18 protein-coding genes are annotated in these 23,881 nt (G+C 64.4%); 11 read left to right on the plus strand and 7 right to left on the minus strand.

The annotated features are described in order from the left end of the window. Positions 1 to 231 precede the first annotated feature (231 nt). The 3 genes from YU3_RS0109705 to YU3_RS0109715 all read left to right on the plus strand — a co-directional run bounded on the left by YU3_RS0109705 (position 232) and on the right by YU3_RS0109715 (position 3,741). The gene (locus tag YU3_RS0109705) at positions 232 to 1,224 is read left to right on the plus strand and encodes an adenosine kinase (protein WP_027166051.1); all 993 of its coding nucleotides are present in this window, start codon (positions 232 to 234) and stop codon (positions 1,222 to 1,224) included. Between the two features lie 382 nt (positions 1,225 to 1,606). Continuing rightward, on the plus strand, positions 1,607 to 2,260 hold the full coding sequence (locus tag YU3_RS0109710; RefSeq protein ID WP_348631167.1) for a hypothetical protein: 654 nt from the start codon (positions 1,607 to 1,609) through the stop codon (positions 2,258 to 2,260). A 380-nt stretch (positions 2,261 to 2,640) separates the two neighbouring features. Continuing rightward, the gene (locus tag YU3_RS0109715) at positions 2,641 to 3,741 is read left to right on the plus strand and encodes a porin (protein WP_027166053.1); all 1,101 of its coding nucleotides are present in this window, start codon (positions 2,641 to 2,643) and stop codon (positions 3,739 to 3,741) included. Positions 3,742 to 3,831: 90 nt separating this feature from the next. Here YU3_RS0109715 and YU3_RS0109720 read toward each other — a convergent pair whose 3' ends face one another. Further along, positions 3,832 to 6,111, minus strand: a complete 2,280-nt coding sequence (locus YU3_RS0109720; RefSeq protein WP_027166054.1) for an NADP-dependent malic enzyme — start codon at positions 6,109 to 6,111, stop codon at positions 3,832 to 3,834. Between the two features lie 255 nt (positions 6,112 to 6,366). On the opposite strand from YU3_RS0109720, the gene mutS reads away from it, so the two are divergent. Continuing rightward, the gene (gene mutS / locus YU3_RS0109725; RefSeq protein ID WP_027166055.1) at positions 6,367 to 9,102 is read left to right on the plus strand and encodes a DNA mismatch repair protein MutS; all 2,736 of its coding nucleotides are present in this window, start codon (positions 6,367 to 6,369) and stop codon (positions 9,100 to 9,102) included. Here mutS and YU3_RS0109730 read toward each other — a convergent pair whose 3' ends face one another. Continuing rightward, positions 9,103 to 9,732 (minus strand): isoprenylcysteine carboxylmethyltransferase family protein, encoded by a 630-nt coding sequence (locus tag YU3_RS0109730; protein ID WP_198021652.1) that lies wholly within the window; start codon positions 9,730 to 9,732, stop codon positions 9,103 to 9,105. Between the two features lie 32 nt (positions 9,733 to 9,764). After that, on the minus strand, positions 9,765 to 10,679 hold the full coding sequence (locus YU3_RS0109735; protein WP_051333902.1) for a DUF3313 domain-containing protein: 915 nt from the start codon (positions 10,677 to 10,679) through the stop codon (positions 9,765 to 9,767). Between the two features lie 167 nt (positions 10,680 to 10,846). Between YU3_RS0109735 and YU3_RS0109740 the strand changes: the two genes are divergently transcribed. The 3 genes from YU3_RS0109740 to YU3_RS0109750 all read left to right on the plus strand — a co-directional run bounded on the left by YU3_RS0109740 (position 10,847) and on the right by YU3_RS0109750 (position 12,572). Beyond that, entirely contained in the window at positions 10,847 to 11,437 is a 591-nt protein-coding gene (locus YU3_RS0109740; RefSeq protein WP_027166058.1) for a helix-turn-helix domain-containing protein, read from the plus strand. Positions 11,438 to 11,532: 95 nt separating this feature from the next. Continuing rightward, on the plus strand, positions 11,533 to 11,997 hold the full coding sequence (locus YU3_RS0109745; RefSeq protein ID WP_027166059.1) for a nuclear transport factor 2 family protein: 465 nt from the start codon (positions 11,533 to 11,535) through the stop codon (positions 11,995 to 11,997). A 5-nt stretch (positions 11,998 to 12,002) separates the two neighbouring features. Continuing rightward, positions 12,003 to 12,572 carry a TetR/AcrR family transcriptional regulator gene (locus tag YU3_RS0109750; RefSeq protein WP_027166060.1) on the plus strand — a complete coding sequence of 190 codons (570 nt, stop codon included), beginning with the start codon at positions 12,003 to 12,005 and terminating at the stop codon, positions 12,570 to 12,572. A gap of 9 nt (positions 12,573 to 12,581) precedes the next feature. Here the strand turns inward: YU3_RS0109750 and YU3_RS0109755 are convergent, their stop codons facing one another. From YU3_RS0109755 to YU3_RS0109770, 4 genes are all read right to left on the minus strand, one after another. Beyond that, positions 12,582 to 13,391, minus strand: coding sequence for an MBL fold metallo-hydrolase (locus tag YU3_RS0109755; protein ID WP_027166061.1), 810 nt, complete (start codon positions 13,389 to 13,391; stop codon positions 12,582 to 12,584). 44 nt (positions 13,392 to 13,435) lie between these two features. Beyond that, on the minus strand, positions 13,436 to 14,281 hold the full coding sequence (locus tag YU3_RS0109760; RefSeq protein ID WP_027166062.1) for an aldo/keto reductase: 846 nt from the start codon (positions 14,279 to 14,281) through the stop codon (positions 13,436 to 13,438). An 88-nt stretch (positions 14,282 to 14,369) separates the two neighbouring features. Continuing rightward, entirely contained in the window at positions 14,370 to 14,759 is a 390-nt protein-coding gene (locus YU3_RS0109765) for a DUF305 domain-containing protein (protein WP_027166063.1), read from the minus strand. Between the two features lie 42 nt (positions 14,760 to 14,801). Beyond that, entirely contained in the window at positions 14,802 to 17,306 is a 2,505-nt protein-coding gene (locus tag YU3_RS0109770) for a heavy metal translocating P-type ATPase (RefSeq protein WP_027166064.1), read from the minus strand. A 185-nt stretch (positions 17,307 to 17,491) separates the two neighbouring features. On the opposite strand from YU3_RS0109770, the gene YU3_RS0109775 reads away from it, so the two are divergent. The 4 genes from YU3_RS0109775 (at position 17,492) to YU3_RS0109790 (ending at position 23,717) form a co-directional block, all read left to right on the plus strand. Next, positions 17,492 to 20,293, plus strand: a complete 2,802-nt coding sequence (locus YU3_RS0109775; protein ID WP_027166065.1) for a [protein-PII] uridylyltransferase — start codon at positions 17,492 to 17,494, stop codon at positions 20,291 to 20,293. A 40-nt stretch (positions 20,294 to 20,333) separates the two neighbouring features. Then, the gene (murJ, locus tag YU3_RS0109780; protein WP_027166066.1) at positions 20,334 to 21,938 is read left to right on the plus strand and encodes a murein biosynthesis integral membrane protein MurJ; all 1,605 of its coding nucleotides are present in this window, start codon (positions 20,334 to 20,336) and stop codon (positions 21,936 to 21,938) included. A 121-nt stretch (positions 21,939 to 22,059) separates the two neighbouring features. Then, on the plus strand, positions 22,060 to 23,127 hold the full coding sequence (gene trpS / locus YU3_RS0109785) for a tryptophan--tRNA ligase (protein ID WP_027166067.1): 1,068 nt from the start codon (positions 22,060 to 22,062) through the stop codon (positions 23,125 to 23,127). A 98-nt stretch (positions 23,128 to 23,225) separates the two neighbouring features. Continuing rightward, complete coding sequence (locus tag YU3_RS0109790) at positions 23,226 to 23,717, plus strand: universal stress protein (RefSeq protein WP_027166068.1); 492 nt, start codon at positions 23,226 to 23,228, stop codon at positions 23,715 to 23,717. The last annotated feature ends 164 nt before the right edge of the window (positions 23,718 to 23,881 follow it).

The raw sequence follows: 23,881 nt of genomic DNA on the forward strand, positions 1-23,881 counted from the left end.
TCAGCTTCTAGCGCTCGGCGGGGCGCAAATGTTTCGATCGCGACCGAATGATAGTCGCCCGTGCTGCAGCTGATATGGGCCAGTTGAATCGGAACACTGCCGCAGGCGGCGAACAATCGGCATCGCAGAAGGCAGTGGCGATTTTCGGGGTAGGCAAAGCGGCGGCAACTCGCTAGACCCGCGCCCGGCCGGCATGCCAGATAGCCGGATGGGTTCTTGGCGGAGATTTTGATGCCGGAATATGACGTGCTTTGCATCGGCAATGCCATTGTCGACATCATCGCGCAATGCGACGAGGCTTTTCTCGAGACCAACGGTATCATCAAGGGCGCGATGAACCTCATCGACGCTAGGCGCGCCGAACTGCTCTACAGCCGCATGGGACCGGCGATCGAGGCTTCCGGCGGCAGCGCCGGCAACACAGCCGCCGGTGTGGCCAGCCTCGGCGGACGGGCCGCCTTCTTCGGCAAGGTGTCGAACGACGCGCTGGGCGAAATCTACACGCATGACATCCACGCCCAGGGCGTGGCCTTCGATACCGGACCGCTCGAGGGCGAACCGCCGACGGCGCGCTCGATGATCTTCGTCACGCCCGACGGCGAGCGTTCGATGAACACCTATCTCGGTGCCTGCGTAGAGCTTGGCCCCGAGGATGTCGAGGCCGACAAGGCCGCCGGCGCCAAGGTGACCTATTTCGAGGGCTATCTCTGGGATCCGCCGCGCGCCAAGGAGGCCATCCGCCAGACAGCGAAGCTGGCGCATGCGGCGGGCCGCGAAGTGTCGATGACGCTGTCGGATTCCTTTTGCGTCGACCGCTACCGCGACGAGTTCCTCGAGCTGATGCGTTCGGGCACTGTCGACATCGTCTTTGCCAACAGCCATGAGATCAAGTCGCTTTACCAGACCGCTTCCTTCGAGGAGGCGTTGGCCGCTATCCGCAAGGATTGCAGAATAGCCGCTGTCACCCGCTCGGAAAAAGGCTCGGTGATCGTGCGCGGCGAGGAAACCGTCATCATCCAGGCGACAAAGATCAAGGATTTGGTCGACACGACCGGCGCCGGCGATCTTTATGCCGCCGGCTTCCTTTACGGCTACACGACCGGACGCAGCCTCAAGGATTGCGGCGATCTCGGCTCGCTGGCGGCCGGGCTGGTGATCCAGCAGATCGGCCCGCGTCCGCGCCAGAACCTGCGCCGCGAGGCCGAGCAAGCCGGGCTGCTGTAGTGCCTTTACCTCTCCCCCTGCGGGAGAGGTCGGATTGCCCCGATTTGCCCTTCGCAAATCGGTTGGCAATCCGGGTGAGGGGTAGCTTGGCGCCAAGGGGGCAAGGAAGAGGCGCCAACTGTCGCACGCCTGTCACAGAGCCCTCCTACAGGCAGCGTGGGGCATGCCGCGACTGACATTTCGGCACGCCAAACCAGGGGTGTGAAGATGCAAGCCAGCAAGCTACCGGGCCGCGGCGTCCGTTGCCGTCGCGATTTTAATTTTCCGCTATAGATTTCAGCAACCGCCGGCGCCTGGGGAGGAGCGCGGGCCACAAGACGAACGCATGACCAGATTTCAGACTCCGCCCGAGGGGATTTCGCAAGAGGCCTTGGCTGGCCTGGTGACCGAAGCCGTGCAGCAGACGTTGATGCAGCACGGTGTCCTGCTGGACGCCCAGGCCCTGGTTTCGGCCAGTGTGCTCGCCGGTAACGTGGCGGCCGCCCTCCCCTTCCTGCCGCCGACGCAGCGCCTTGCAATCGATTCCTTCAAGGGCGATTGGACCGCGCTCGTTTCCGAATTCTTCCGCACGATGTCGAGCGGAATCGCGAGCGACGGTTCGGCCGTATCCGACCGCGCCCTTGAGCGCGCGTCGGCGAAACAGGAAACGGCAAGACCGACGGCCCAGCAGATTGCCGAGCGGGCCGCGGACCTCCAGTCGATGCTGATCGAGGATTGGGCCGGCGAGGTCGCCGGCTCGACCCATCTGGAAGAGAAGCTCCGCATCCCGCGTTCCACGCTGCATCGCTGGCAAAGACGCGGCGAGGTCGTCGCGCTGCGCAAGGGCGGCCGCAAGCACGTCTTCCCATTGGCCCAGTTCGTCGACGGCAGGCCGGTTCCGGGAATCAGCGACGTGCTGGCGGCGATCACCAGTCAGAGGCTTGCCTGGTTTTGGCTGAGCCGGCCCTCGCCCGAGCTCGACGGCCGTATCCCCATCGAGATGTTGAGGCAAGACATGGTCGAGGACGTGGTCCGCGCCGCCCGCACCCTGTCTTGACTTCGGTCTCCAGGAGTCGATTTTTCTATGTTTATCCGCGATTTTAGAAATTTGTTCGGCAAACTATCCGTCACAAAACTGTAATAATTGGCACATTTGGCACATTATGGTGAATTCCCGACGTTTTGATTGTATAGATTGTGCAATATGTTCCAATTTTACAAATATATGACGTGATATTTGGGCAACAAGACCTTTATAAGAGTCAAAAAGCCGCCTTTCAGACACAATCTCTGTTGTGCCTTACCGCCGATTAAGCCATGTCCAAAGCGAAGAAGCGGCGCCGGTGCGCGCACCTTTTTCAACGATGGGGACGGGGGTGGCAGAAGCCGAACGGCATGTCAGGCCTGTCTTGAACCTTTGACTGGAGATTCAAGAAAATGAACATCAAGAGCCTTCTTCTCGGCTCCGCTGCGGCCCTGATCGCAGTTTCGGGCGCCCGCGCCGCCGACGCGGTGACCGTCGCCGAGCCGGAACCGGCCGAATACGTCAAGATCTGCGATGTCTACGGCACGGGCTACTTCTACATCCCCGGCACCGAGACCTGCCTGCGCGTCGGCGGCTACATTCGCTACGACGCGGGCTTCGGCGACGTCGGCACCCTCGACGGCCGCAAGACGACCGACGTTCAGGACGGCGACTCGCAGAACAGCTGGAAGAAGAACGCCCGCTTCGCGCTGAAGACCTGGACCGGCCAGGAGACCGAGCTCGGCACGTTGAAGACCTATACCGAGACCCGCTGGAACTTCCCGAACGGCGGCCCGACGGCCACGTCGCTGAACTTCGCCTGGATCCAGCTTGGCGGCCTGCGCGTCGGCAAGGACGAAACGGCCTACGACTCGTTCATCGGCTACGCGGGCAATGTCATCCAGGACACGATCATCCCCTACGGCATCAAGGACACCAATGTCGTCCAGTACTACTTCGACGCCGGCAACGGCCTCTCGGCCGTCGTTTCGCTCGAAGAGGGCACGGGCGCCTACACGATCGACAGCTATGTTCCACATGTCGTCGGCGGCTTGAAGTACAAGGGTGACTGGGGCGCGCTCACCGGCGTCGTTGCTTATGACAGCAACTACGAGGAAGTCGACGGCAAGGTTCGCCTGGACGTCAACGTCAGCAAGGAATTGTCGCTGTTCGTCATGGGCGGCTACGGCACCACCGACAACAGCGACGACTTTGCCCCGAGCGGCCGCACCCAATACAAGCCGTGGGGCGGCAACTGGGCCGTCTGGGCTGGTGGCACCTACAAGTTCAATGCGAAGACGTCGTTCAACGTCCAGGCTTCGGCCGATGACGACAAGAACTACGCCTTGGCCGCGAATGTCGCCTACACCATCGTCCCGGGCTTCACGATCACGACCGAAGTCGACTGGGATCATTTCGGCCGCTTCGGCGAAAAGACCATCTACGGCAACTTCACCAAGGCCGACAAGAAAGACAGCTGGGGTGGCATCGTCCGCTTCCAGCGCAATTTCTGATCGAACGCGAAGATCACAAAAGAAGGGCCCGCGGCACCGCCGCGGGCCTTTTTCTTTTTCGGCACGGCGAAAGCCGAGGCCAGTCGCGCCTCAATTCCCCGCCGTATAGGCCGCGATCGCCGCCATGTTGACGATGTCTGAGTCCTTGGCGTTGAGCGAGACGATCTGGACCGGCTTGTTGAGGCCGACCAGCAGCGGGCCGATGACGGTCGAGCCGCCGAGTTCCTGCAGCATCTTGGTCGAGATCGAGGCCGAGTGGAATGCCGGCATGATGAGCACATTGGCCGGACCGGTCAGGCGGATGAAAGGATATTGCGCCATGGCGCGCGGGTTCAGCGCCACGTCGGCCGCCATCTCGCCGTCATACTCGAAATCGACGCGGCGCTTGTCGAGGATGCGCACCGCCTCCTGGACGCGCTCGGAGCGCTCGCCCTGGGGATGGCCGAAGGTGGAGTAGGCAAGCATGGCGAGCCTCGGCTCATAACCCATGCGGCGGGCAAAACCGGCCGCCTCCTCGGCGATATCGGCGATCTGCTCGGCGTTCGGCATGTCGTGCACCGCAGTGTCGGCGACGAGGACCGTCCTGCCCCGCGCGAGCACGATCGACACGCCGATGACGCGGTGGCCGGGCTTGGCGTCGATGATGCGGCGCACGTCGTCGAGCGCCGTCGAATAATTGCGGGTGACGCCGGTGACGATGCCGTCGGCATCGCCGAGCGCCACCATGCAGGCGGCAAAATGGTTGCGGTCGTTGTTGATCAGGCGCTGGCAGTCGCGGAACAGAAAACCCTTCCGCTGCATGCGTTCGTAGAGATAGTCGGTGTAGATGCCGTTGCGGCGCGACAGCCTGGCATTGATGATTTCGAGGCCCGGCTTGTTCAAGTCGATGCCGGCATTGCGGGCATTGTCCTTGATGACATCGTCGCGGCCGAGAAGGATCGCCGTGCCGAGCTTCTGGTTCACATAGGAGACGGCGGCGCGCATCACCTGCTCCTCCTCGCCCTCGGCGAAGACGATGCGCTTGGGCTGGCGGCGCACGCGGTCGTAGATACGCTGCAGCGTCGAGGCGATCGGGTCGCGGCGGGCCGATAGTTCCTGCGCGTAGCGGTCGAGATCGAGGATCGGCTTGCGGGCGACGCCGGTTTCCATCGCCGCCTTCGCCACCGCCAGCGGGATCGCCGAGATAAGGCGCGGATCGAACGGCACGGGAATGATGTAGTTGGCGCCGAATTTCGGCCGGTTGCCCTGATAGGCGGCGGCGACATCGTCCGGCACGTCCTGGCGCGCCAGCTCGGCCAGCGCCCTGGCGGCCGCGATCTTCATCTCGTCATTGATGGTGGTGGCGCGCACATCCAGCGCGCCCCGGAAGATATAGGGAAAGCCCAGCACATTGTTGACCTGGTTGGGATAGTCCGAGCGGCCGGTGGCCATGATGGCGTCGGTGCGGATCTCGGCCACTTCCTCCGGCGTGATCTCTGGATCGGGATTGGCCATGGCGAAGATGATCGGGTTCTTCGCCATCGACTGCACCATGGCGGTGGTCAGCGCTCCCTTGGCGGACAGGCCGAGGAAGACGTCGGCGCCGTCCAGCGCTTCGGCGAGGCTGCGCGCCTCGGTCTTGACCGCATGCGCCGACTTCCACTGGTTCATGCCTTCGGTGCGGCCTTGAAAGACCACGCCCTTGGTGTCGCACAGGGTGATGTTTTCGGGCGCAAAGCCCATCGCCTTCATCAATTCGATGCAGGCGATGCCGGCGGCGCCCGCGCCGTTGCAGACCATCCTGGTGGTCTTCATGTCGCGGCCGGTGACCTCCAGCGCGTTGATCAGCCCGGCGGCCGAGATGATGGCGGTGCCATGCTGGTCGTCATGGAAGACGGGAATATCCATCAACTCGCGCAGCCGCTGCTCGATGATGAAGCATTCCGGCGCCTTGATGTCCTCGAGATTGATGCCGCCGAAGGAGGGGCCGAGGAAGCGCACGCAATTGATGAATTCGTCGGCATCCTCGGTATCGACCTCGAGGTCGATGGAATCGACATCGGCGAAGCGCTTGAACAGCACCGCCTTGCCCTCCATGACCGGCTTGGAGGCCAGCGCGCCGAGATTGCCGAGGCCGAGGATGGCGGTGCCGTTGGAGATGACCGCCACCATGTTGCCGCGGACCGTGTAGTCGAAGGCGCGGCTAGGATCCTCGGCGATGGCGCGCACCGGCACGGCGACGCCCGGCGAATAGGCGAGGCTCAGATCGCGCTGCGTCGCCATTGGCTTGGTGGCGACGATCTCCAGCTTGCCGGGCCGTCCCATGGCGTGGAATTCCAACGCCTCCTCAGGACTGACGGAGGGGCCGCTGCTTTCGGTTTTCCTGGCCATGATGCTTTTGATTTCCTCGCCTGAGCGCACCCTTGAGACAGGTGCGTGTTTGTGTGTCTTCGGATTAAGGCTACACGGCAGCGCTGTAAACGGCCAAGCGATCAGGCCCGGTCCGGTTCGCTGACAAGCGCGGCAATTTCCCGCACGGTAGCCCAGCGCAACCGGGCCAGTCGCGGAAGGCCCCGTCGCCAGTCTTCCCCTGCTTTTCGCGCCGCCGGCATTAAACCGGGCTGCCACTTCTGCTAGCGTTCGGGCATGAACATGCATATGCCGACAGATACCGACGTCCCGGAGACGACCGCGGCGCCTGCCACGGGCGGCGTGACGCCGATGATGGAGCAATTCATCGAGATCAAGGCGGCGAACCCGGATTCGCTTCTGTTCTACCGCATGGGCGATTTCTACGAGCTGTTCTTCGACGACGCGGAGAAGGCGAGCCAGGCGCTGGGCATCGTTTTGACCAAGCGCGGCAAGCATCAGGGCCACGACATCCCGATGTGCGGCGTGCCGGTGCATGCGGCGGACGACTATCTGCAGAAGCTGATCGCGCAAGGCTTTCGCGTCGCCGTCTGCGAACAGATCGAGGACCCGGCCGAAGCCAAGAAACGCGGCTCCAAATCGGTGGTGCGGCGCGACGTGGTGCGGTTGGTCACACCCGGCACCATCACCGAGGACAAGCTGCTTGCGCCTTCGGAATCGAGTTTCCTGATGGCACTCGGCCGCGTGAAGGGTGGCGGCGCGGCAACCAGCCAGGCGAGCTTCGCACTGGCCTGGATCGATATTTCGACCGGCGCGTTCCGCGTTGCCGAGACGAGCGCCGAGCGGTTGCTTGCCGACATCTTCCGCGTCGACCCGCGCGAGCTGATCGTCGCCGAGCCGGTGTTCCACGACCCGGATCTGAGACCGGTCTTCGACGTGCTGGGCCGGGTCGCCAACCCGCAGCCGCCTTCCCTGTTCGATTCGGCTTCGGCCACAAGCCGCATCGCGCGCTTCTTCGAGGTGGCGACACCGGACAGTTTCGGCACGTTTTCGCGCGCCGAGCTGTCGGCGATCTCCGGCACTATTGCCTATGTCGAGAAGACACAGAAAGCGGAGCGCCCGCCTTTGTCGCGCCCCGAGCGCGAGGAGCAGGGCTCGACGCTGTTTATCGATCCGGCGACGCGCGCCAATCTGGAATTGCTGCGCACCTTGTCCGGCAGCCGCGACGGCTCGCTGTTCAAGGCGATCGACCGCACCGTGACCGGCGGCGGCGCGCGCATGCTCGCCGACCGGCTGATGGCGCCGCTGACAGACCCGGCGGCAATCGCGGCCAGACTGGATTCGGTATCGTTCTTCCGCTCCGAGACACGGCTCTGCCAGGGCTTGCGGGCGAACCTCAAAAGCGTCGCCGACATGCCGAGGGCGCTGTCCAGGCTGGCGCTCAACCGCGGCGGGCCGCGCGATCTGGGCGCGCTGCGCGCCGGCTTCGAGGCCGCAGGCGCGATCGCCGAATTGTTCGCGGCGGCCGCCCTGCCCGCCGAGCTGGCCGCCGCGCTTGCCGCGATCAATGCCTTGCCCGAGGCGCTTGCCCGTCACCTCGGCGACGCCCTCGACGACGAGCTGCCGCTGATCAAGCGCGACGGCGGCTTCGTGCGCAGCGGCTATCATGGCGAGCTCGACGAGATGCGGGCGCTGCGCGACGAGTCGCGAAAAGTGATCGCCGGGCTGGAGCGCTCGCTGATCGAGGAAACCGGCATCCGCTCGCTGAAGATCCGGCACAACAACGTGCTCGGCTATTACATCGAGGTTACCGCCAACCATCACTCGATCATGACCGGCGGCGACGCCGCTAAGGCGCGCTTCATCCATCGCCAGACCATGGCCAACGCCATGCGCTTTACGACGACCGAACTGGCGGAGCTGGAATCCAAGATCGCCAATGCCGCCGACAAGGCGCTCGGCATCGAGCTCGCCGCCTTCGACCGGCTCACGGCTGAGGTCGTAAGCGAGGCCGAGCGGATCCGTGCCGGCGCCGAGGCGCTTGCGGTTCTGGATGTTTCATCCGCGCTGGCGTTGCTTTCCGAAAGCGAGGGCTGGTGCCGGCCGCTGGTGGATTCCAGCCTCGCCTTCGAGATTGCCGGCGGTCGCCACCCGGTGGTCGAACAGGCGCTCAGGCGTTCCGGCGAAGGCCCGTTTGTCGCCAATGATTGCGACCTGTCGCCCGAAGGCGGAGCCAAGGCCGGCGCGATCTGGCTGCTCACCGGCCCCAATATGGGCGGTAAATCGACTTTCCTCAGGCAAAACGCGCTGATCGCCATCCTCGCCCAAACCGGCTCCTTCGTGCCGGCGCAAAGCGCCCATATCGGCGTCGTCGACCGCCTGTTCTCACGCGTCGGCGCCTCGGATGACCTCGCGCGCGGCCGCTCGACCTTCATGGTCGAGATGGTCGAAACGGCGGCGATCCTCAACCAGGCGGGCGAGCGGGCGCTGGTGATCCTCGACGAGATCGGCCGCGGCACCGCCACTTTCGACGGCTTGTCGATCGCCTGGGCGGCGGTCGAATATCTGCATGAGAAGAACCGCTGCCGGGCGATCTTCGCCACCCATTTCCACGAGATGACGGCGCTGGCCGGCAAATTGCCGCGGCTCCACAACGTCACCATGCGGGTCAAGGAGTGGGAAAGCGATGTCGTCTTCCTGCACGAGGTCGGCAAGGGTGCGGCCGACCGGTCCTACGGCGTTCAGGTGGCGCGGCTGGCCGGCCTGCCCGAAGCGGTGGTCGCCCGCGCCAAGGAAGTGCTGCACCAGCTGGAGGAAGGCGAGGTTTCCGGCAAGACCAACCGCCTGGTCGACGACCTGCCGCTGTTTTCGGTAGCGGTGAAGCGCGAAGCGCCGAAGCCGGCGACAAACGATGCGCTGGGCGAAGCGCTGGGCGCCATCAATCCAGACGAGATGACGCCCCGCGAGGCGCTGGAGGCGCTTTATCGGCTGAAGGGATTGGCAGGCCGGTAATCAAAACAATCGGAACATAGGCGTCACCAGCCTTGCCGACTGGAGCCAGCCGAGCAATTCGACCGCCAGTATCGCCACAAGGAAGTAAGAGCTGTCGATGGCGGTCCGCCTCAGCGCCACCGGGTCGAACGTGACGGGAGACGGACCCAGGACGTCGTCGCGATCGCGCCGCAGACGGGGAAAGAAGGCCGGCACGCTTCGACAATAGCACCAATAGGCCTCGCCAAAGATCGCGTCCAACGCGATCGCTTCGCGCGTCGCGACATAGGAAAAGACCAGATAGGTGAAGGCAAAGAGAAACGCCGAAAGGATCAGCGACCCGAATGTCAGCCCGACGCCAGCCAGTCCAAGGGCCGAGAAGAAATAGAGGGGGTTGCGCGTATAGGCATAGGGGCCGGTTGTGACGAGTTCACGGTTCTTGCGTCCGCCAACATACAGCGTTGCCCAGCAACGACCGCCGATACAGATGAGGATCAGCACGGCACCGAGAAATTCCAATATTTCGCGAGAGGTGCTGCCTTGCGGCCACCCGCTTTCCGCAAGCAGGGCCGGCGCCAGGACGAGGGGGGCAACCAGCCAAAGGAAGCGCATCCTTCTGCCCTGTTGAAAAGCCGTCGCGGAAAGCGGCATCGGGGACTTCTCCTGCATTTGCGTCATCGCCTTCAGTCGTTGCGCAGCGCGGCTCCCTTGTCGGTCCACGCCGGCGGCATTCCCATCCGATCGCCGAGGAAACCGACCAGTCCGGGTGATTTGCCGAATGCCTTGCAGGCCGGGTATTTGGGCCCGCCGCCGACCATGGCGCGCAGCTCCGCCCTGGTCGGCAGCGACGGCAGCTTGCCGAACGGCGTCTTGCCGGTGACCAGGAGCTTGCTGAAATCGTGGCCGAACTTCGCCGCCAGGTCGTAGGCGTCGCCCTCTCGGGCGACCCGGCCGGAATCCAGCAGGGCGTTCGCGCCACGTCCCCAGATCATGGCCGCCGCCTGCTTGCCGTTGTCACCGATCGCTTCGGCTTCAAGTGACAGGCTGCCCAATCCGATCGGCAGGCGCGGAACCGGAACGCGCATTTCGGGCAGCGCGACGGAAACCGCCGTGGACGCGACTTTCGAAACGCCTGCAGCCAGCGCATTCGTCGGCGCCACACGCGTTACCATCGCGTGGATCGTCAGGTCGGCCGGCTCGGTCAGGGCGACCACTTGAAAACGCCGGCTCAGGCCGGAGCAGAGCGTCCTGTCGACGGCATTCGTGATCAGGCCGCGCTGGGCCGGCGTCAATGTCGATTTTCCGGCGGCGGGCTGCGAAAAACCCGTTGGAACGATCCGAACCGTTTTTGCAGCAAGCACGTCGTCCTTGCTCACTCGCATTAGTGAGCGGGCCAACAAACCGTCCGACGGCTTCAATTCGTCATAGGATTGCAGTGAGCCCACCTGATCCAGGGGCGCGGACGCGCAGCCGACAGCGAGCATGCTCAGGACCAGCACAAACGGCCAAATTATGCGGTGATCCGCGCGGCACGCGCGCGGATCGACCGGGCCACGATCGATGTGAGCCTCGCGACGGGAACGCAAGCGAACTGCCATGGACGCCTCTGTCCGGATGCGCCCTGCGGGGGCGTGTTGGGGAGCGTCAATATTTGCACTCAGTGCAATAAATTGACGGCGCCATTATGGCAGGGCGTGACGACGAGCTTGGAATGTGCACCAAATTTCTTGTCGCATTTGAGGAACGTTCATGACAGGAACGCTCCATGACCGATGCGCCAAAACCAGAGGGCCTGCGCGAGCGGAAGCGGCGAGAAACGTCCCACCGCATCGCCGAAGCCGGCCTGAACGCTTTCCTGGCCAATGGCTACGACGCGACCACGCTTGACGAGATAGCTGCAGCCGCCGGCATCTCGCGCCGGACGTTCTTCCACTATTTCAAGAGCAAGGACGAGGTTCTGCTGGCGTCTCTGGGCAACTACGCGAGCATGGTCAAAGCCATGATCCTTGCCGAGTCACCAACCGGATCGGCGATCGACATCGCCCGAGGCGCATTGCTCAATCTTGTCGGCAGTGTCCAGGGATCAGAAATGATGGTGACCGCCAAGATCATGCGGGAGAGCAAGACGCTGCGCTCACGCACGCATGCGGGCTACCTGCAGCTCGAGCAAGCCATCTTCGACGGCTTATGCGAGTTGCGGCCGGACCAGGCACGCAACAGTCTGCGGCTGGTCTCCCTGGTGGCGGTCGTGGCGTTGCGCCTGGCCGTAGAAACATGGCAGCAGCAACAGGCCAGGCATCCGCTGGCAGGATATGTCCGGGATGCCTTTGAAAGGCTGAAAACCGAGATTCAATGAGTCCGGCCGCCTGAGGCGTCCGGAAAGCTGTGTTGACTCACTGTACCGATTGGTACAATGTCGGTTACCAGTGATCGAAACCGACAGGAGATCTCATGAGCCGTCCGCCATTGCCGCCCTTCACGGCCGAAACGGCAGCGCAAAAGGCGCGGCTCGCGGAGGATGCCTGGAACAGCCGCGACCCGGAACGGGTTTCGCTTGCCTATACCGAGGACAGCGTCTGGCGGAACCGGGCCGAGTTCGTCTCCGGCCGCGGCGAGATCGTCGCCTTCCTCAAGCGCAAATGGGCGCGCGAGCTCGACTATCGCCTGATCAAGGAGGTGTGGACCTGGAACGACAACCGCATCGCGGTGCGCTTCGCCTATGAATGGCGCGACGACAGCGGCCACTGGTTCCGCTCCTACGGCAACGAGAACTGGGAGTTCGACGAAGCCGGGCTGATGCGCCGTCGCGTGGCGAGCATCAACGACCTGCCGATCATCGAGAGCGAGCGGAAATATCATTGGCCGCTCGGCCGCCGGCCGGACGACCACCCCGGCCTTTCGGAACTCGGGCTCTAGGGCCGGTGCGGCGCATCGCGCCAGAACGCGCGGACCTGCTGGCGATCGTGGCCGAAGTCTTCCGCGAGCATGGCTATGAAGGCGCCAGCCTGGCCTTGATCGGCGCAGCGACGAGGCTCGGCAAAGGAAGCCTCTACCACTTCTTTCCCGGCGGCAAGGAAGAGATGGCAAGGGCCGTCATTGCCCATATCGACGGCTGGTTTGAGGACAATGTCTTTGCACCCCTGCGCGACAGCCCCGATCCGCGGGGTGGGATCGAACACATGATCGAGGCGACGGACAGCTACTTCCGCTCGGGGCGGCGCGTTTGCCTGATCGGCGCCTTCGCGCTGGACGAATCGCGCGATCTCTTCGCCGATCAGATCAGAAGCTATTTCGGCCGCTGGGTCGTGCATCTTGCCGGTGCGCTGGAGCGGTCCGGGCACCGGCCGGGCGAGGCCAGCGAACTGGCCGAGGAAGCCGTCGCCGCCATTCAGGGCGCACTCACGCTTGCCCGCGCCGCCAATGACCTCGATGTGTTTTCAAGGGCATTGCGGCGACTGCGGCTGCGGCTTGGGCTGCCGGCCAAGACGTAGCCCCGGTTCCTACAGAGGTTCGAAGCGGAAGCCTGTTTGGGCTCGGGAAACCCGGCCGACGCCCGGTGAATCGAGATGCGCTCCGGCAACGCAATAAGCGTTGTCCGCGGCAAGCGCCAAAATGCGCAGCCGGGTTGCCCGCGCCTGGTCCTGGTCGGCGTCGAATTCCCATGCGACCTCCGGCCGCTCGAACTGAAGCGACGGCGCATGCACGAGGTCGCCCCAGACCAACAATGTTTCGCCGCCGCTCGTGACACGAAAGCATGTATGGCCGATTTCATGACCCGGCGCCGCAACCGCCTCGATATGCGCGCTCAAGCGTTGCCCCGGGTCCAAAGGCTGCGCTCGATCATGGAAGCGCCTCAACCTCGCTTCCGACCGGAACATGCCGAGCTCGGCTCGAGGGACAAGCAAGGAGGAGAGCCGCGGGAAACCGTCGCGACCGTCCGGAAGGATGAGCCCGTGGATATGGTCGAGATGCGTGTGGGTGAAAGCGACCGTGCGTATCCGATCGACGGCGATCCGCGCTTCGCTCAGCGCCTGCGGCAGAAAGCCCATCGTCGGGTGCCAGGCGTTCGAGGATCCCGAATCGATCAGCGTGATTTCGTGGCCGTCGTCGACGGCAAAGGCATTGACCGACAATCTGAGTGCACCGTCGAAAAGCGGTACCTGCGACGGGAGATCGTCGCCGAAGGGCTTGTCTCCCGGCTGGCGCAGTCGCCGGACCGGCATGTCGACATAGCCATCGCGCAGCGAAGTGACCTTGATGTCGCCGATTTTGTAGGTCGCGTGAAAAGATCCGTCTGAAACTCGTTCCAATGCTCGCTCTCTTTAAACCGCACATTCCGACGTGAGGTTTTCGGCTAGATGATCTCCAGGCCGCGCTTGCGCGTCGGCGGCGGGAAGGCGCGGTCGAGATCGGCAAGGTCTTCCGCCGTCAGAGCGATATCGAGCGCGGCGGCGTTCTGGCGCACGTGCTCCTGGCGGCCGGCCTTCGGGATGGCGATGACGCCATCCTGCGCCATGACCCAGGCAAGCGCGATCTGCGCCGCCGTGGCGTTGTGGCGGGCGGCGACCGCCTCGAGCCGGGCATTGCGGGCCAGCGCGCCCTGCTCGACAGGCGAATAAGCCATCAGTGGAATGCGGTGCTGCCTGCTCCACGGCGCAAGGTCGAATTCGAGGCCGCGGCGCGACAGATTGTAGAGCACCTGGTTGGTCTGGACGTTGCCGCCACCGGCCAAGCCGACCAGTTCCTCCATCTCGTCGGTGTCGAAATTGCTGACGCCCCAGTGGCGGATCTTGCCTTCGGCCTTCAGCGCCTCGAAAGCCTCCACGGTCTCAGACAGCGGTATGCTGCCCGGCCAATGCAGCAGATAGAGATCGATGCGATCGGTCGCGAGCCGTTTCAGGCTGTTCTCGCAGGCGCGCTTCACGCCGGCGCGCGTGGCGTTTGAGGGCAGCACCTTGGAGACCAGGAAGGTTTCGTCGCGGCGCCCGGCGATGGCCTCGGCCACCACTTCCTCGGCCCCGCCGCTGGCATACATTTCGGCGGTGTCGATCAGCGTGATGCCGAGGTCGAGGCCCAGCTTCAGCGCCGCGACCTCATCGGCGCGGCGGCGCCGGTCCTCGCCCATCTTCCAGGTGCCTTGACCCAGCACCGGAACGGCTTCGCCGGACGGCAGCTTCAAGGTTCTCACTGATGACGGCATGGTTTTCTCCGCGTGAAGCCGGATCGCAGCATAGCCCCGGTTGGAAATCCAGACCGAAGTCTCCTGGCCGTCCGGATTTGCGGGAGGGTTACTTCACGGGGTGCTTGGCGAGCCAGTCCTGCATCTGTTTGATCTCGGCTTCCTGGGCCGTGACGACGCCTTCGGCGAGCTTGCGGATTTCCGGGTCCTTGCCGTTGCCGATCACAACCTTGGCCATGTCGATGGCGCCCTGATGATGCGGGATCATGCCGCGGACGAAGTCGACATCGGCATTGCCGGTGTATTTGATCATCATCTGCTTGTGCATCTTTTTCATCGCCTTCTTGTAGCCGGCGACAGCAGGACTCTGTGCGCCCATCGCCATTTTGGACATGTCGTGCTTCATCTCTTCCGATGAGGCCGGCACGCTTTCGAGGAAGACGGCAAGCAGCATTCCGGCGGCCATCAAGAGCAGCACGATTTTCTTGGCCAAAGTCATTCAGGATCTCCTTCCGTTGGATAGCGTATCTGGGGGCTTCGCTCAGAGTTTCAACGTCCTCAGCCGCAAAGCATTGGCGATGACCGACACCGACGACAGGCTCATCGCCGCCGCCGCGAGCATCGGCGACAAAAGCATGCCGGTGAGCGGATAAAGCACGCCGGCCGCGACCGGCACGCCGAGTACGTTGTAGAGGAAGGCGAAGAACAGGTTCTGGCGGATATTGCCTATCGTCGCCTGGGCGAGCGTGCGGGCCCTGACGATGCCGTTGAGGTCGCCCTTGACCAGCGTGATGCCGGCGCTTTCGACGGCGACATCGGCGCCGGTGCCCATGGCGATGCCGACATCGGCGCTGGCAAGCGCCGGCGCGTCGTTGACGCCGTCGCCGGCCATCGCGACGGCGGCGCCCTTGCCGCGCAGTTCTTCCACCAGCGCGCTCTTGCCGTCGGGCAGCAGGCCAGCGCGCACCTCGTCGATGCCGAGCCTGCCGGCAATGGCCCTTGCGGTGCGCTCGTTGTCGCCTGTTGCCATGATGATGCGCAGGCCCTTGTCGTGCAGCGCCTTGATCGCCTCGGCCGTCGTTGCCTTTACGGGATCGGCGACGGCGACGATGCCGGCGAACCTGCCGTCGACGGCCACGAACATGGCCGTCTTGCCGTCGGCCTGCAGCGCCCCGGCATTGGCCGCCGAGGTTTCGACGCCGAGGTCCGTCATCATCGCCGCATTGCCGAGCGCGACCTTCCTGCCCGAAACGGTGCCCGAAACGCCCTTGCCGGTGACCGCCTCAAAATCGACAGCATCGGCCAGCTTCAGGCCGCGCCCGGCAGCGCCCTCGACGATCGCCTCGGCCAGCGGATGCTCCGATCCCTTTTCGAGCGCCGCGGCAAGGCCCAGCAGCTCATTCTCATCGATGCCCCCGGCCGCGACGACATCGGTAAGCCGCGGCCTGCCCTCGGTCAGCGTGCCGGTCTTGTCGACGATCAGCGTGTCGACGGAGGCAAAGCGCTCCAGCGCCGCGGCTTCCTTGATCAGCACGCCGGCGAGCGCGCCGCGCCCCGTCGCCGTCATGATCGACATCGGCGTCGCGAGGCCGAGCGCGCAGGGACAGGCGATGATCAACACCGACACCGCCGAGACGATGGCGAAGATCAGGCTCGGCTCGGGACCGAGGGCCGCCCAGGCGATGAAGGCCAGGACGGCGACCAGAACGACGGCCGGAACGAAATAGAAGGACACGCGGTCGGCGAGCCCCTGGATCGGCGCGCGCGAGCGCTGCGCCTTGGCGACCAGCTCGACGATGCGCGAGAGCGTGGTCTCGGCGCCGACTTTCTCGGCGCGCATGACCAGCGAACCGTTCTTGTTGAGCGTGCCGCCGGTAAGCGCGTCGCCTTGCGTCTTTTCGACCGGCAGCGGTTCGCCGGTGATCATCGATTCGTCGATCGCCGAGCGTCCCTCCAGCACGATGCCGTCGACCGGCACCGCATCGCCGGGGCGGATGCGCAAGCGATCGCCGGTCTGGACGCTGTCGAGCGGCACGTCCTTCTCGGAGCCGTCGGCGCCGATCAGCCGCGCTGTCTTCGGCGCAAGGTCGAGCAAGGCGCGAATGGCCGAGCCGGTGCGCTCACGGGCGCGCAGCTCCAGCACCTGGCCGAGGAGGACCAGGGCAACGATGACGGCGGCGGCCTCGAAATAGACAGGCACCGTGCCGTCATGGCCGCGGAACTGATGCGGGAAGACATCCGGAAACAGGGCCGCGACGAGGCTGAAGAGGTAGGCGGCACCGACGCCCAGCGAAATCAGCGTCCACATATTGGGGCTGCGGTTGAGGATCGATTCCCAGCCGCGGTGGAAGAACGGAAACGCCGCCCACAGCACCACCGGGCTTGCCAGCGCCAGCTCTATCCACGTCTTCGTCCGGCCGTCGATGAGGCTTTCGAAGCTGAAGCCTAGCATCGGCGCCATGGCGATGATCAGGAGCGGCATGGAGAGCGCCGCGCTGACCCAGAACCGGCGCGTGAAATCGACGAGCTCGGGGTTAGGGCCTTCGTCGCCTGTCGGGACGCCCATCGGCTCCAGCGCCATGCCGCAGATCGGGCAGGAACCGGGCTTGTCGCGGATGATCTCGGGATGCATCGGGCAGGTGTATTGCGTGCCCTTCGGCATCGGCTGCGGCTCGGGCCGGCCGGCAAGGTACTTTGCCGGCTCCGCCTCGAACTTGGCCTTGCAGCCAGCGGAGCAGAAATAGAAACCCTGCCCTTCATGGCGCAGAAAGTGCCTGGCGCTCGCCCGATCGACGCTCATGCCGCAGACGGGATCGGTGGCGGAGAGATACGCTTCCGGCCCGGCCACAAATTTCGTCCGGCAGCGATCGCTGCAGAAATGGAACGTTCGGCCGCCATGCTCGGCCGTCGGCTTGCCGGCCGCCGGATCGACCGTCATGCCGCAGACAGGATCGCGAATCACCGCTTCGGCGGCAGGCGCGGTATCCTTGGCGGAGCAGCAGGCTCCGCCGTGCGCATGATGGTGATGATGGTCGGAATGGGTCATGGCCAGGCCTCTGAATTTCGAACTTGAGGCGGAGGTAGTCCTTCCAGTAACTGGAAGGTCAAGGGGTGGTTTGGATTTTTGGAGCTTTCGCCTTTCGGCTGCGCACGGCATCCATCGCCGGCCGTTGGAACGCGGCCACCAGCCCCATACACAGCGCGCGGAAAACGCGCTATAGACGCCGCCGAATGGCAAAGATCTCCCTCAAACTCGACGAAATCATCGATGGCGACGCGCTGCGCCGCGACTTGACAGCGCTGACGGCGGCGAGCGCGGGCGACGGCTCCAGCAAGGCCGCGCGCACGGCCGTCCTCCAGCTGCTCAAGGGCAGGATGGCGGATGGCCGGAAGACCGCCGAAACCATGCTCAGGCAGGATGGCGGCGGCAATGCCTGCGCCGAGCGGCTCTCGCATCTGATGGATGAGCTGATCCAGGCGCTCTATGATTTCGCCGCCACCCATGTGTACCGCGTCAAGAACCGTTCGACCGCCGAGCGCATGGCGGTGGTGGCGGTCGGCGGCTACGGCCGCGGCACGCTGGCGCCGGGCTCCGACATCGATCTCCTGTTCCTGCTGCCCTACAAGCAGACGCCATGGGGCGAGCAGATCGTCGAATACATGCTCTACATGCTGTGGGACATGGGGCTGAAGGTCGGCCACGCGACCCGCAACATCGAGGAGTGCCTCAGGCTGTCGCGCAGCGACATCACCATCCGCACGTCGATCCTCGAGGCGCGCTTCCTGTGGGGAGAGCACAAGCTCTATGACGAGCTGCTCACCCGCTTCGACCATGAGGTGGTGCGCACGACCGGGCCGGAATATGTGCAGGCCAAGCTTGCCGAGCGCGACGATCGTCACGCCAAGGCAGGCGAAAGCCGCTATCTGGTCGAACCCAACGTCAAGGACGGCAAGGGCGGCCTGCGCGACCTGCAGACGCTGTTCTGGATCGGCAAATATTTCTATCGCGTGCGCACCGGCGAGGAACTGGTCGAGAAGGGCGTCTTCACCGAGGCCGAGTACCGCGAATTCCACAAGGCCGAGGACTTCCTGTGGGCAGTGCGCTGCCACATGCATTTCCTCACCGGCAAGGCGGAAGAGCGGCTGCACTTCGACATCCAGCGCGAGATCGCCGAGCGGCTTGGTTACACGACGCATCCCGGCCTGTCGGCGGTCGAGCGCTTCATGAAGCACTATTTCCTCGTCGCCAAGGATGTCGGCGATCTCACCCGCATCTTCTGCGCGGCGCTCGAGGAAGAGCAGGCCAAGCATGTGCCGGGCTTCAACCGCATCTTCCTCACTTTCTCGCGCCGCAAGCGCAAGCTTGCCGGCACCTCCGATTTCATCGTCGACAATCACCGCATCAACATCGCCGACGACAGCGTGTTCGAGCGCGATCCGGTCAACCTGCTCAGGCTCTTCTGGTTCGCCGACAAGCATGGGCTGGAGTTCCATCCCGACGCGCTGAAGCTGCTCACCCGCTCGCTCGGCCTGGTCAACAAGTCGCTCCGGCGCGACGAGGAGGCCAACCGGCTGTTCCTCGACATATTGACCTCGGACCGCAATGCCGAGCTGAACCTGAGACGCATGAACGAGGCCGGGCTGCTCGGCCGGCTGATCCCCGACTTCGGCAAGATCGTCGCCATGATGCAGTTCTCGATGTACCACCACTATACGGTGGACGAGCATTTGATCCGCTGCATTGGCGTGCTGGCCGAGATCGAGCGCGGCGACGGCGAAAAAGTGCATCCGCTTTCGCATACGCTGATGCCGGGGCTGAAGAAAAGCCGCGAGGCGCTCTATGTGGCGGTGCTGCTGCACGATATCGCCAAGGGCCGGCCGGAAGACCATTCGGAGGCCGGCGCACGCATTGCCCGGCGCATCTGTCCGCATATGGGGCTGTCGCCGGCCGACACCGAAACGGTGGCCTGGCTGGTCGAGAACCATCTCGTGATGTCGATGACGGCGCAGACGCGCGACCTCAACGACCGCAAGACGATCGAGGATTTTGCCTCGATCGTGCAGTCGGTCGAGCGGCTGAAGCTGCTTTTGATCCTGACCGTCTGCGACATCAGGGGGGTCGGACCCGGCGTGTGGAACGGCTGGAAGGGACAGTTGCTGCGCACGCTCTACTTCGAGACCGAACTGCTGCTCACCGGCGGCTTCTCCGAAGTCTCGCGCGCCGAGCGTACGGCTGCTGCGCGCGAACGGCTGGCCGAGGCGCTCTCGGCCTGGCCGGCCAAGGAGCGCAAGCGTTATGTCGCGCAGCATTATGAGAATTACCTTTTGACGGTCGACCTGTCCGACCAGCTTCGCCATGCCGAATTCATCCGCGAGGCGGATGCGGCGGACAAGAAGCTCGCCACCATGGTCAAGACGCATGAGTTCGAGGCGGTGACCGAGATCACCGTGCTGGCGCCGGACCATCCGCGCCTGCTTTCGATCATTGCAGGCGCCTGCGCTGGGGCCGGCGGCAACATCGTCGACGCGCAGATCTTCACCACCTCGGACGGACGGGCGCTGGACTCCATCCTGATCTCCAGGGAATTCGACCTCGACGAGGATGAGCGGCGGCGTGCCGAGCGGGTCGGCCGGCTGATCGAGGATGTGCTCTCCGGCAAGAGCTGGCTGCCCGAGATGATCGAGAAGCGCACCAAGCCGAGGCGCGGGTCCAAGGTGTTCAAAATCCAGCCGCGCGCCGAAATCCGCAACACGCTGTCGAACCGCTTTTCGGTGGTCGAGGTCGAGGGCCTCGACCGGCCGGGGCTGCTCTCCGAGATCACCGGAACGCTGTCCGACCTTTCGCTCGACATCGCATCGGCGCACATCACGACCTTCGGCGAGAAGGTTATCGACACGTTCTACGTCACGGACCTCACCGGCCAGAAGATCGACAGCCCGACGCGCACCGCCACCATCCACAAGCGGCTGATCGACACGCTGGAAGGCAATTCTTCCGAACGCAACGGCAAGGCCAAGGCAGCAGCCGAGTGACCATCCATTTGACGCAATTTTTCTGGCAGTCGTCTCCGGCATGAGCCTAGTCAAGAAATTCGCCACCGTCGCTTCCGGCACGCTGATGAGCCGCGCGCTGGGTTTTGGCCGCGAGATGCTGATGGCCGCGGCCCTCGGCACCGGCCCGGTCGCCGACGCCTTCAACGCCGCCTTCCAGTTCCCCAACACCTTCCGCCGGCTGTTTGCCGAAGGCGCCTTCAACGCCGCCTTCGTGCCGCTCTTCGCCAAGGAGATCGAGCAGCACGGCAACGAGGGCGCCAAACGCTTCTCGGAGGAGGTGTTCGGCGTGCTGTTCTCGGCGCTGCTGGCATTGACCATCGCGATGGAATTGGCGATGCCGCTGATCGTGCGCTACCTGGTGGCGCCGGGCTTCGCCGACATTCCCGGCAAGTTCGAGACGACCGTCCGGCTGGCGACGATCATGTTCCCGTACCTTATCTGCATGTCGCTCGGCGCCATGATGGCGGGCATGCTGAATTCGCTGCGCCGCTATTTCGCCGCGGCGATCGCGCCCGCCTTCCTCAACATCATCCTGATCAGCGTGCTCGCCTATGCGTGGTACCATGGGCTGGACGCGCATGATGTCGGCTTCGGCCTGTCCTGGGGCGTGCTGGCGGCGGGCATCGTGCAGCTCGCGATCGTCTGGATCGCGGTGCGCAATGCCGGTATCTCGATCGGCTTCCGCCGGCCGAAGATGACGCCCAACGTCAAGCGGCTCCTGATCCTGGCGCTGCCGGCGGCGATCACCGGCGGCATCACCCAGATCAACCAGCTGATCGGCACGGCGATCGCCTCGGCGCAGAATAGCGCCGTGTCGTCGCTCGCCTATGCCGACCGCATCTACCAGCTGCCGCTCGGCGTCGTCGGCGTGGCGGTGGCGATCGTGTTGTTGCCGGAACTGTCGCGGGCGCTGAAATCGGGCAACCTGGTCGAGGCCGCCAATTTGCAGAACCGCTCGGTCGAGTTCACGCTGTTCATGACCTTGCCGGCAGCGGCGGCGCTCTGGGTGATGTCGGAGCCGATCGTGCGGCTGGTCTATGAGCGCGGCGCCTTCGCCGCCAACCATTCGACACCGACGGTGGCGGCAATCCTGGCGATCTTCGGCCTCGGCCTGCCGGCCTTCGTGCTGATCAAGGCGTTCACGCCCGGCTATTTCGCCCGCGAGGACACGCGCACGCCGATGATCTTCGCCGCCATCTCGGTCGGCGTGAACGTCGCCACGGCGCTGAGCCTGTTCCCGTCGATGGGCGCTCCGGGCATCGCGGTCGCTTCGGCCGTCGCCGGCTGGGTCAACGCGCTGATGCTGCTCGCCATGCTGATCAGGCGCGGCCATTGGGGCCGCGACATTCCTTTGCTGAAGCGTATTCCCAGGCTGGTGCTGTCTGCGGTGGTGATGGCGACGGCGCTGTATTTCGCCGAGCATTATTTCGCCGCAAGGATCGGCCCGGGCTCGCCGCTGGTCGTCAAGGCGACGACGGTGCTCGGCCTCGTCGCCGGCGGGGCGCTGCTCTACTTCATCACCGCCTTCGGCACCGGTGGCGCCGATTTCGGCATGCTCCGGCGCAATGTCAGGCGCGGATCGGGTAAGAACACGGCTGCGCCAAAACCCACCCTCGACGAATAGTCAGCCCCCACATCCGCCCCTATCGTCGCCACTTGCTCCCGCCCTCGGGTTGGTACATAAGCGCGCCGTCGAAAGACTTTCGCCGCGTGCGAAACGGCCCTCCACAAGCCATGAGGAAACCATGTCCGCCTTCAAGCCACTCGTCTTTTCGGGCGTCCAGCCGACCGGCAATTTGCATCTCGGCAACTATCTCGGCGCCATCAAGAAATTCGTCGCCCTTCAGGAACAGTCCGATTGCATCTACTGCGTCGTCGACCTGCATTCGCTGACGGCGCAGCTCGTCCACCAGGATCTCGGCGACCAGACGCGGTCCATCACCGCGGCGTTCCTGGCCTCCGGCATCGACCCGAAGAAGCACATCGTCTTCAACCAGTCGCGGGTCATGCAGCATGCCGAGCTTGCCTGGATCTTCAATTGCGTGGCGCGCATCGGCTGGATGTACCGGATGACGCAGTTCAAGGACAAAGCCGGCAAGGACCGCGAGAACGCCTCGCTTGGCCTGCTCGCCTATCCGAGCCTGATGGCGGCCGACATCCTGCTCTACCGCGCCACCCATGTGCCGGTGGGCGAGGACCAGAAGCAGCACCTGGAACTGACACGCGACATCGCCCAGAAATTCAACAACGACTTCTCCGAGAAGATCGCGGCGCTCGGCATCGGCGTCGAGATGCAGATCGGCGAGGAGACGGTGAACGGCTATTTCCCGATCACCGAACCGGTGATCGGCGGTCCGGCGGCGCGCGTCATGAGCCTGCGCGACGGCTCGAAGAAGATGTCGAAGTCCGATCCGTCCGACCTGTCGCGCATCAACCTGACCGACGATGCCGACACCATCTCCAAGAAGATCCGCAAGGCCAAGACCGATCCGGAGGCCTTGCCGAGCGAAGTCGATGGGCTCGAGAGCCGGCCCGAGGCGGAAAACCTCGTCGGCATCTATGCCGGCCTCGCCGAGATCTCGAAGGAAGACGTGCTGAAGGAATATGGCGGCCAGCAGTTTTCCGTGTTCAAGCCGGCGCTCGCCGATCTTGCCGTGGAGAAGCTGGCGCCGATCGCTGCCGAGATGCGCCGCATCGAGGGCGACCGAGCCTATGTCGATGCCGTGCTCGAGGATGGCGGCGACCGCGCCCGCGCCATTGCCGAGGGCACGATGAAGACGGTGCGCGACATTATCGGCTTGCTGCAGGACTGATCGGCTCTCGTTGAACTTCCATGCCACGCCGGCCGGCGGCTTGCCGCCGGTTCGCGGCAGTGGCAGATTGCGGCCGAAACCATACAGAGCAGATAAACATGGTCTCCAAACGCCTTAGCCGCGAAGCCGGGCATCGCAGGAAATTCCTGACGATCATCGATGACACGCCGGAGTGCGAGCGCGCCGTCGCCTACGCTTCGAAGCGGGCGCAGAGCACCAGCGGGGTGCTGGTGCTGCTCTATGTCATCGTGCCGGACGATTTCCAGCACTGGCTGGGCGTGGAAAAGATCATGCGCGAGGAAGCCAACGCGACGGCGCGCGCGGCCTTGGACGGCTATGCGAACAAAGTACGCCAGAAGCTCGGCATCGAACCGGAGATGGTGGTGCGCGAAGGCAAACCCACCGAAGAGATCCACAAGCTGATCGAGGACGACCAGGACATTGCCATCCTGGTGCTGGCGGCCGGCGCCGGCAAGGAAGGCCCGGGACCGCTGGTCAGCGCGGTTGCGGGCCGGGGTGCTGCTTTCCCCATTCCGGTCACGGTGGTGCCGCAGAATCTTTCGGACGAGGAAATCGATAGCCTCGCCTGACTTGCGAAGGTCTCCCCGAAATCCGGCAGGCGCATCCCGCCGGCGGCGCCTTTTGGGTTATTTCGGCATGGCCATTCAACCATAGACTGCGACATCGCCCCTTGGCCCGCGCCTGCGGTGCGCCATTTGGAATCGTCACCGAGGCGACAATTCCAAACGGAGCA

The organism is Mesorhizobium sp. WSM3224, assembly GCF_000427725.1.
Classification (GTDB): domain Bacteria; phylum Pseudomonadota; class Alphaproteobacteria; order Rhizobiales; family Rhizobiaceae; genus Mesorhizobium.

Bases quoted from the DNA above. Each gene is read 5' to 3' on its own strand.
- YU3_RS0109705 (WP_027166051.1), top strand. From the start codon at position 232: ATGCCGGAATATGACGTGCTTTGCATCGGCAATGCCATTGTCGACATC.
- YU3_RS0109715 (WP_027166053.1), top strand. From the start codon at position 2,641: ATGAACATCAAGAGCCTTCTTCTCGGCTCCGCTGCGGCCCTGATCGCA.
- YU3_RS0109720 (WP_027166054.1), bottom strand. From the start codon at position 6,111: ATGGCCAGGAAAACCGAAAGCAGCGGCCCCTCCGTCAGTCCTGAGGAG.
- mutS (WP_027166055.1), top strand. From the start codon at position 6,367: ATGAACATGCATATGCCGACAGATACCGACGTCCCGGAGACGACCGCG.
- YU3_RS0109730 (WP_198021652.1), bottom strand. From the start codon at position 9,732: ATGCCGCTTTCCGCGACGGCTTTTCAACAGGGCAGAAGGATGCGCTTC.
- YU3_RS0109735 (WP_051333902.1), bottom strand. From the start codon at position 10,679: ATGGCAGTTCGCTTGCGTTCCCGTCGCGAGGCTCACATCGATCGTGGC.
- YU3_RS0109740 (WP_027166058.1), top strand. From the start codon at position 10,847: ATGACCGATGCGCCAAAACCAGAGGGCCTGCGCGAGCGGAAGCGGCGA.
- YU3_RS0109745 (WP_027166059.1), top strand. From the start codon at position 11,533: ATGAGCCGTCCGCCATTGCCGCCCTTCACGGCCGAAACGGCAGCGCAA.
- YU3_RS0109760 (WP_027166062.1), bottom strand. From the start codon at position 14,281: ATGCCGTCATCAGTGAGAACCTTGAAGCTGCCGTCCGGCGAAGCCGTT.
- YU3_RS0109765 (WP_027166063.1), bottom strand. From the start codon at position 14,759: ATGACTTTGGCCAAGAAAATCGTGCTGCTCTTGATGGCCGCCGGAATG.
- YU3_RS0109770 (WP_027166064.1), bottom strand. From the start codon at position 17,306: ATGACCCATTCCGACCATCATCACCATCATGCGCACGGCGGAGCCTGC.
- YU3_RS0109775 (WP_027166065.1), top strand. From the start codon at position 17,492: ATGGCAAAGATCTCCCTCAAACTCGACGAAATCATCGATGGCGACGCG.
- murJ (WP_027166066.1), top strand. From the start codon at position 20,334: ATGAGCCTAGTCAAGAAATTCGCCACCGTCGCTTCCGGCACGCTGATG.
- trpS (WP_027166067.1), top strand. From the start codon at position 22,060: ATGTCCGCCTTCAAGCCACTCGTCTTTTCGGGCGTCCAGCCGACCGGC.
- YU3_RS0109790 (WP_027166068.1), top strand. From the start codon at position 23,226: ATGGTCTCCAAACGCCTTAGCCGCGAAGCCGGGCATCGCAGGAAATTC.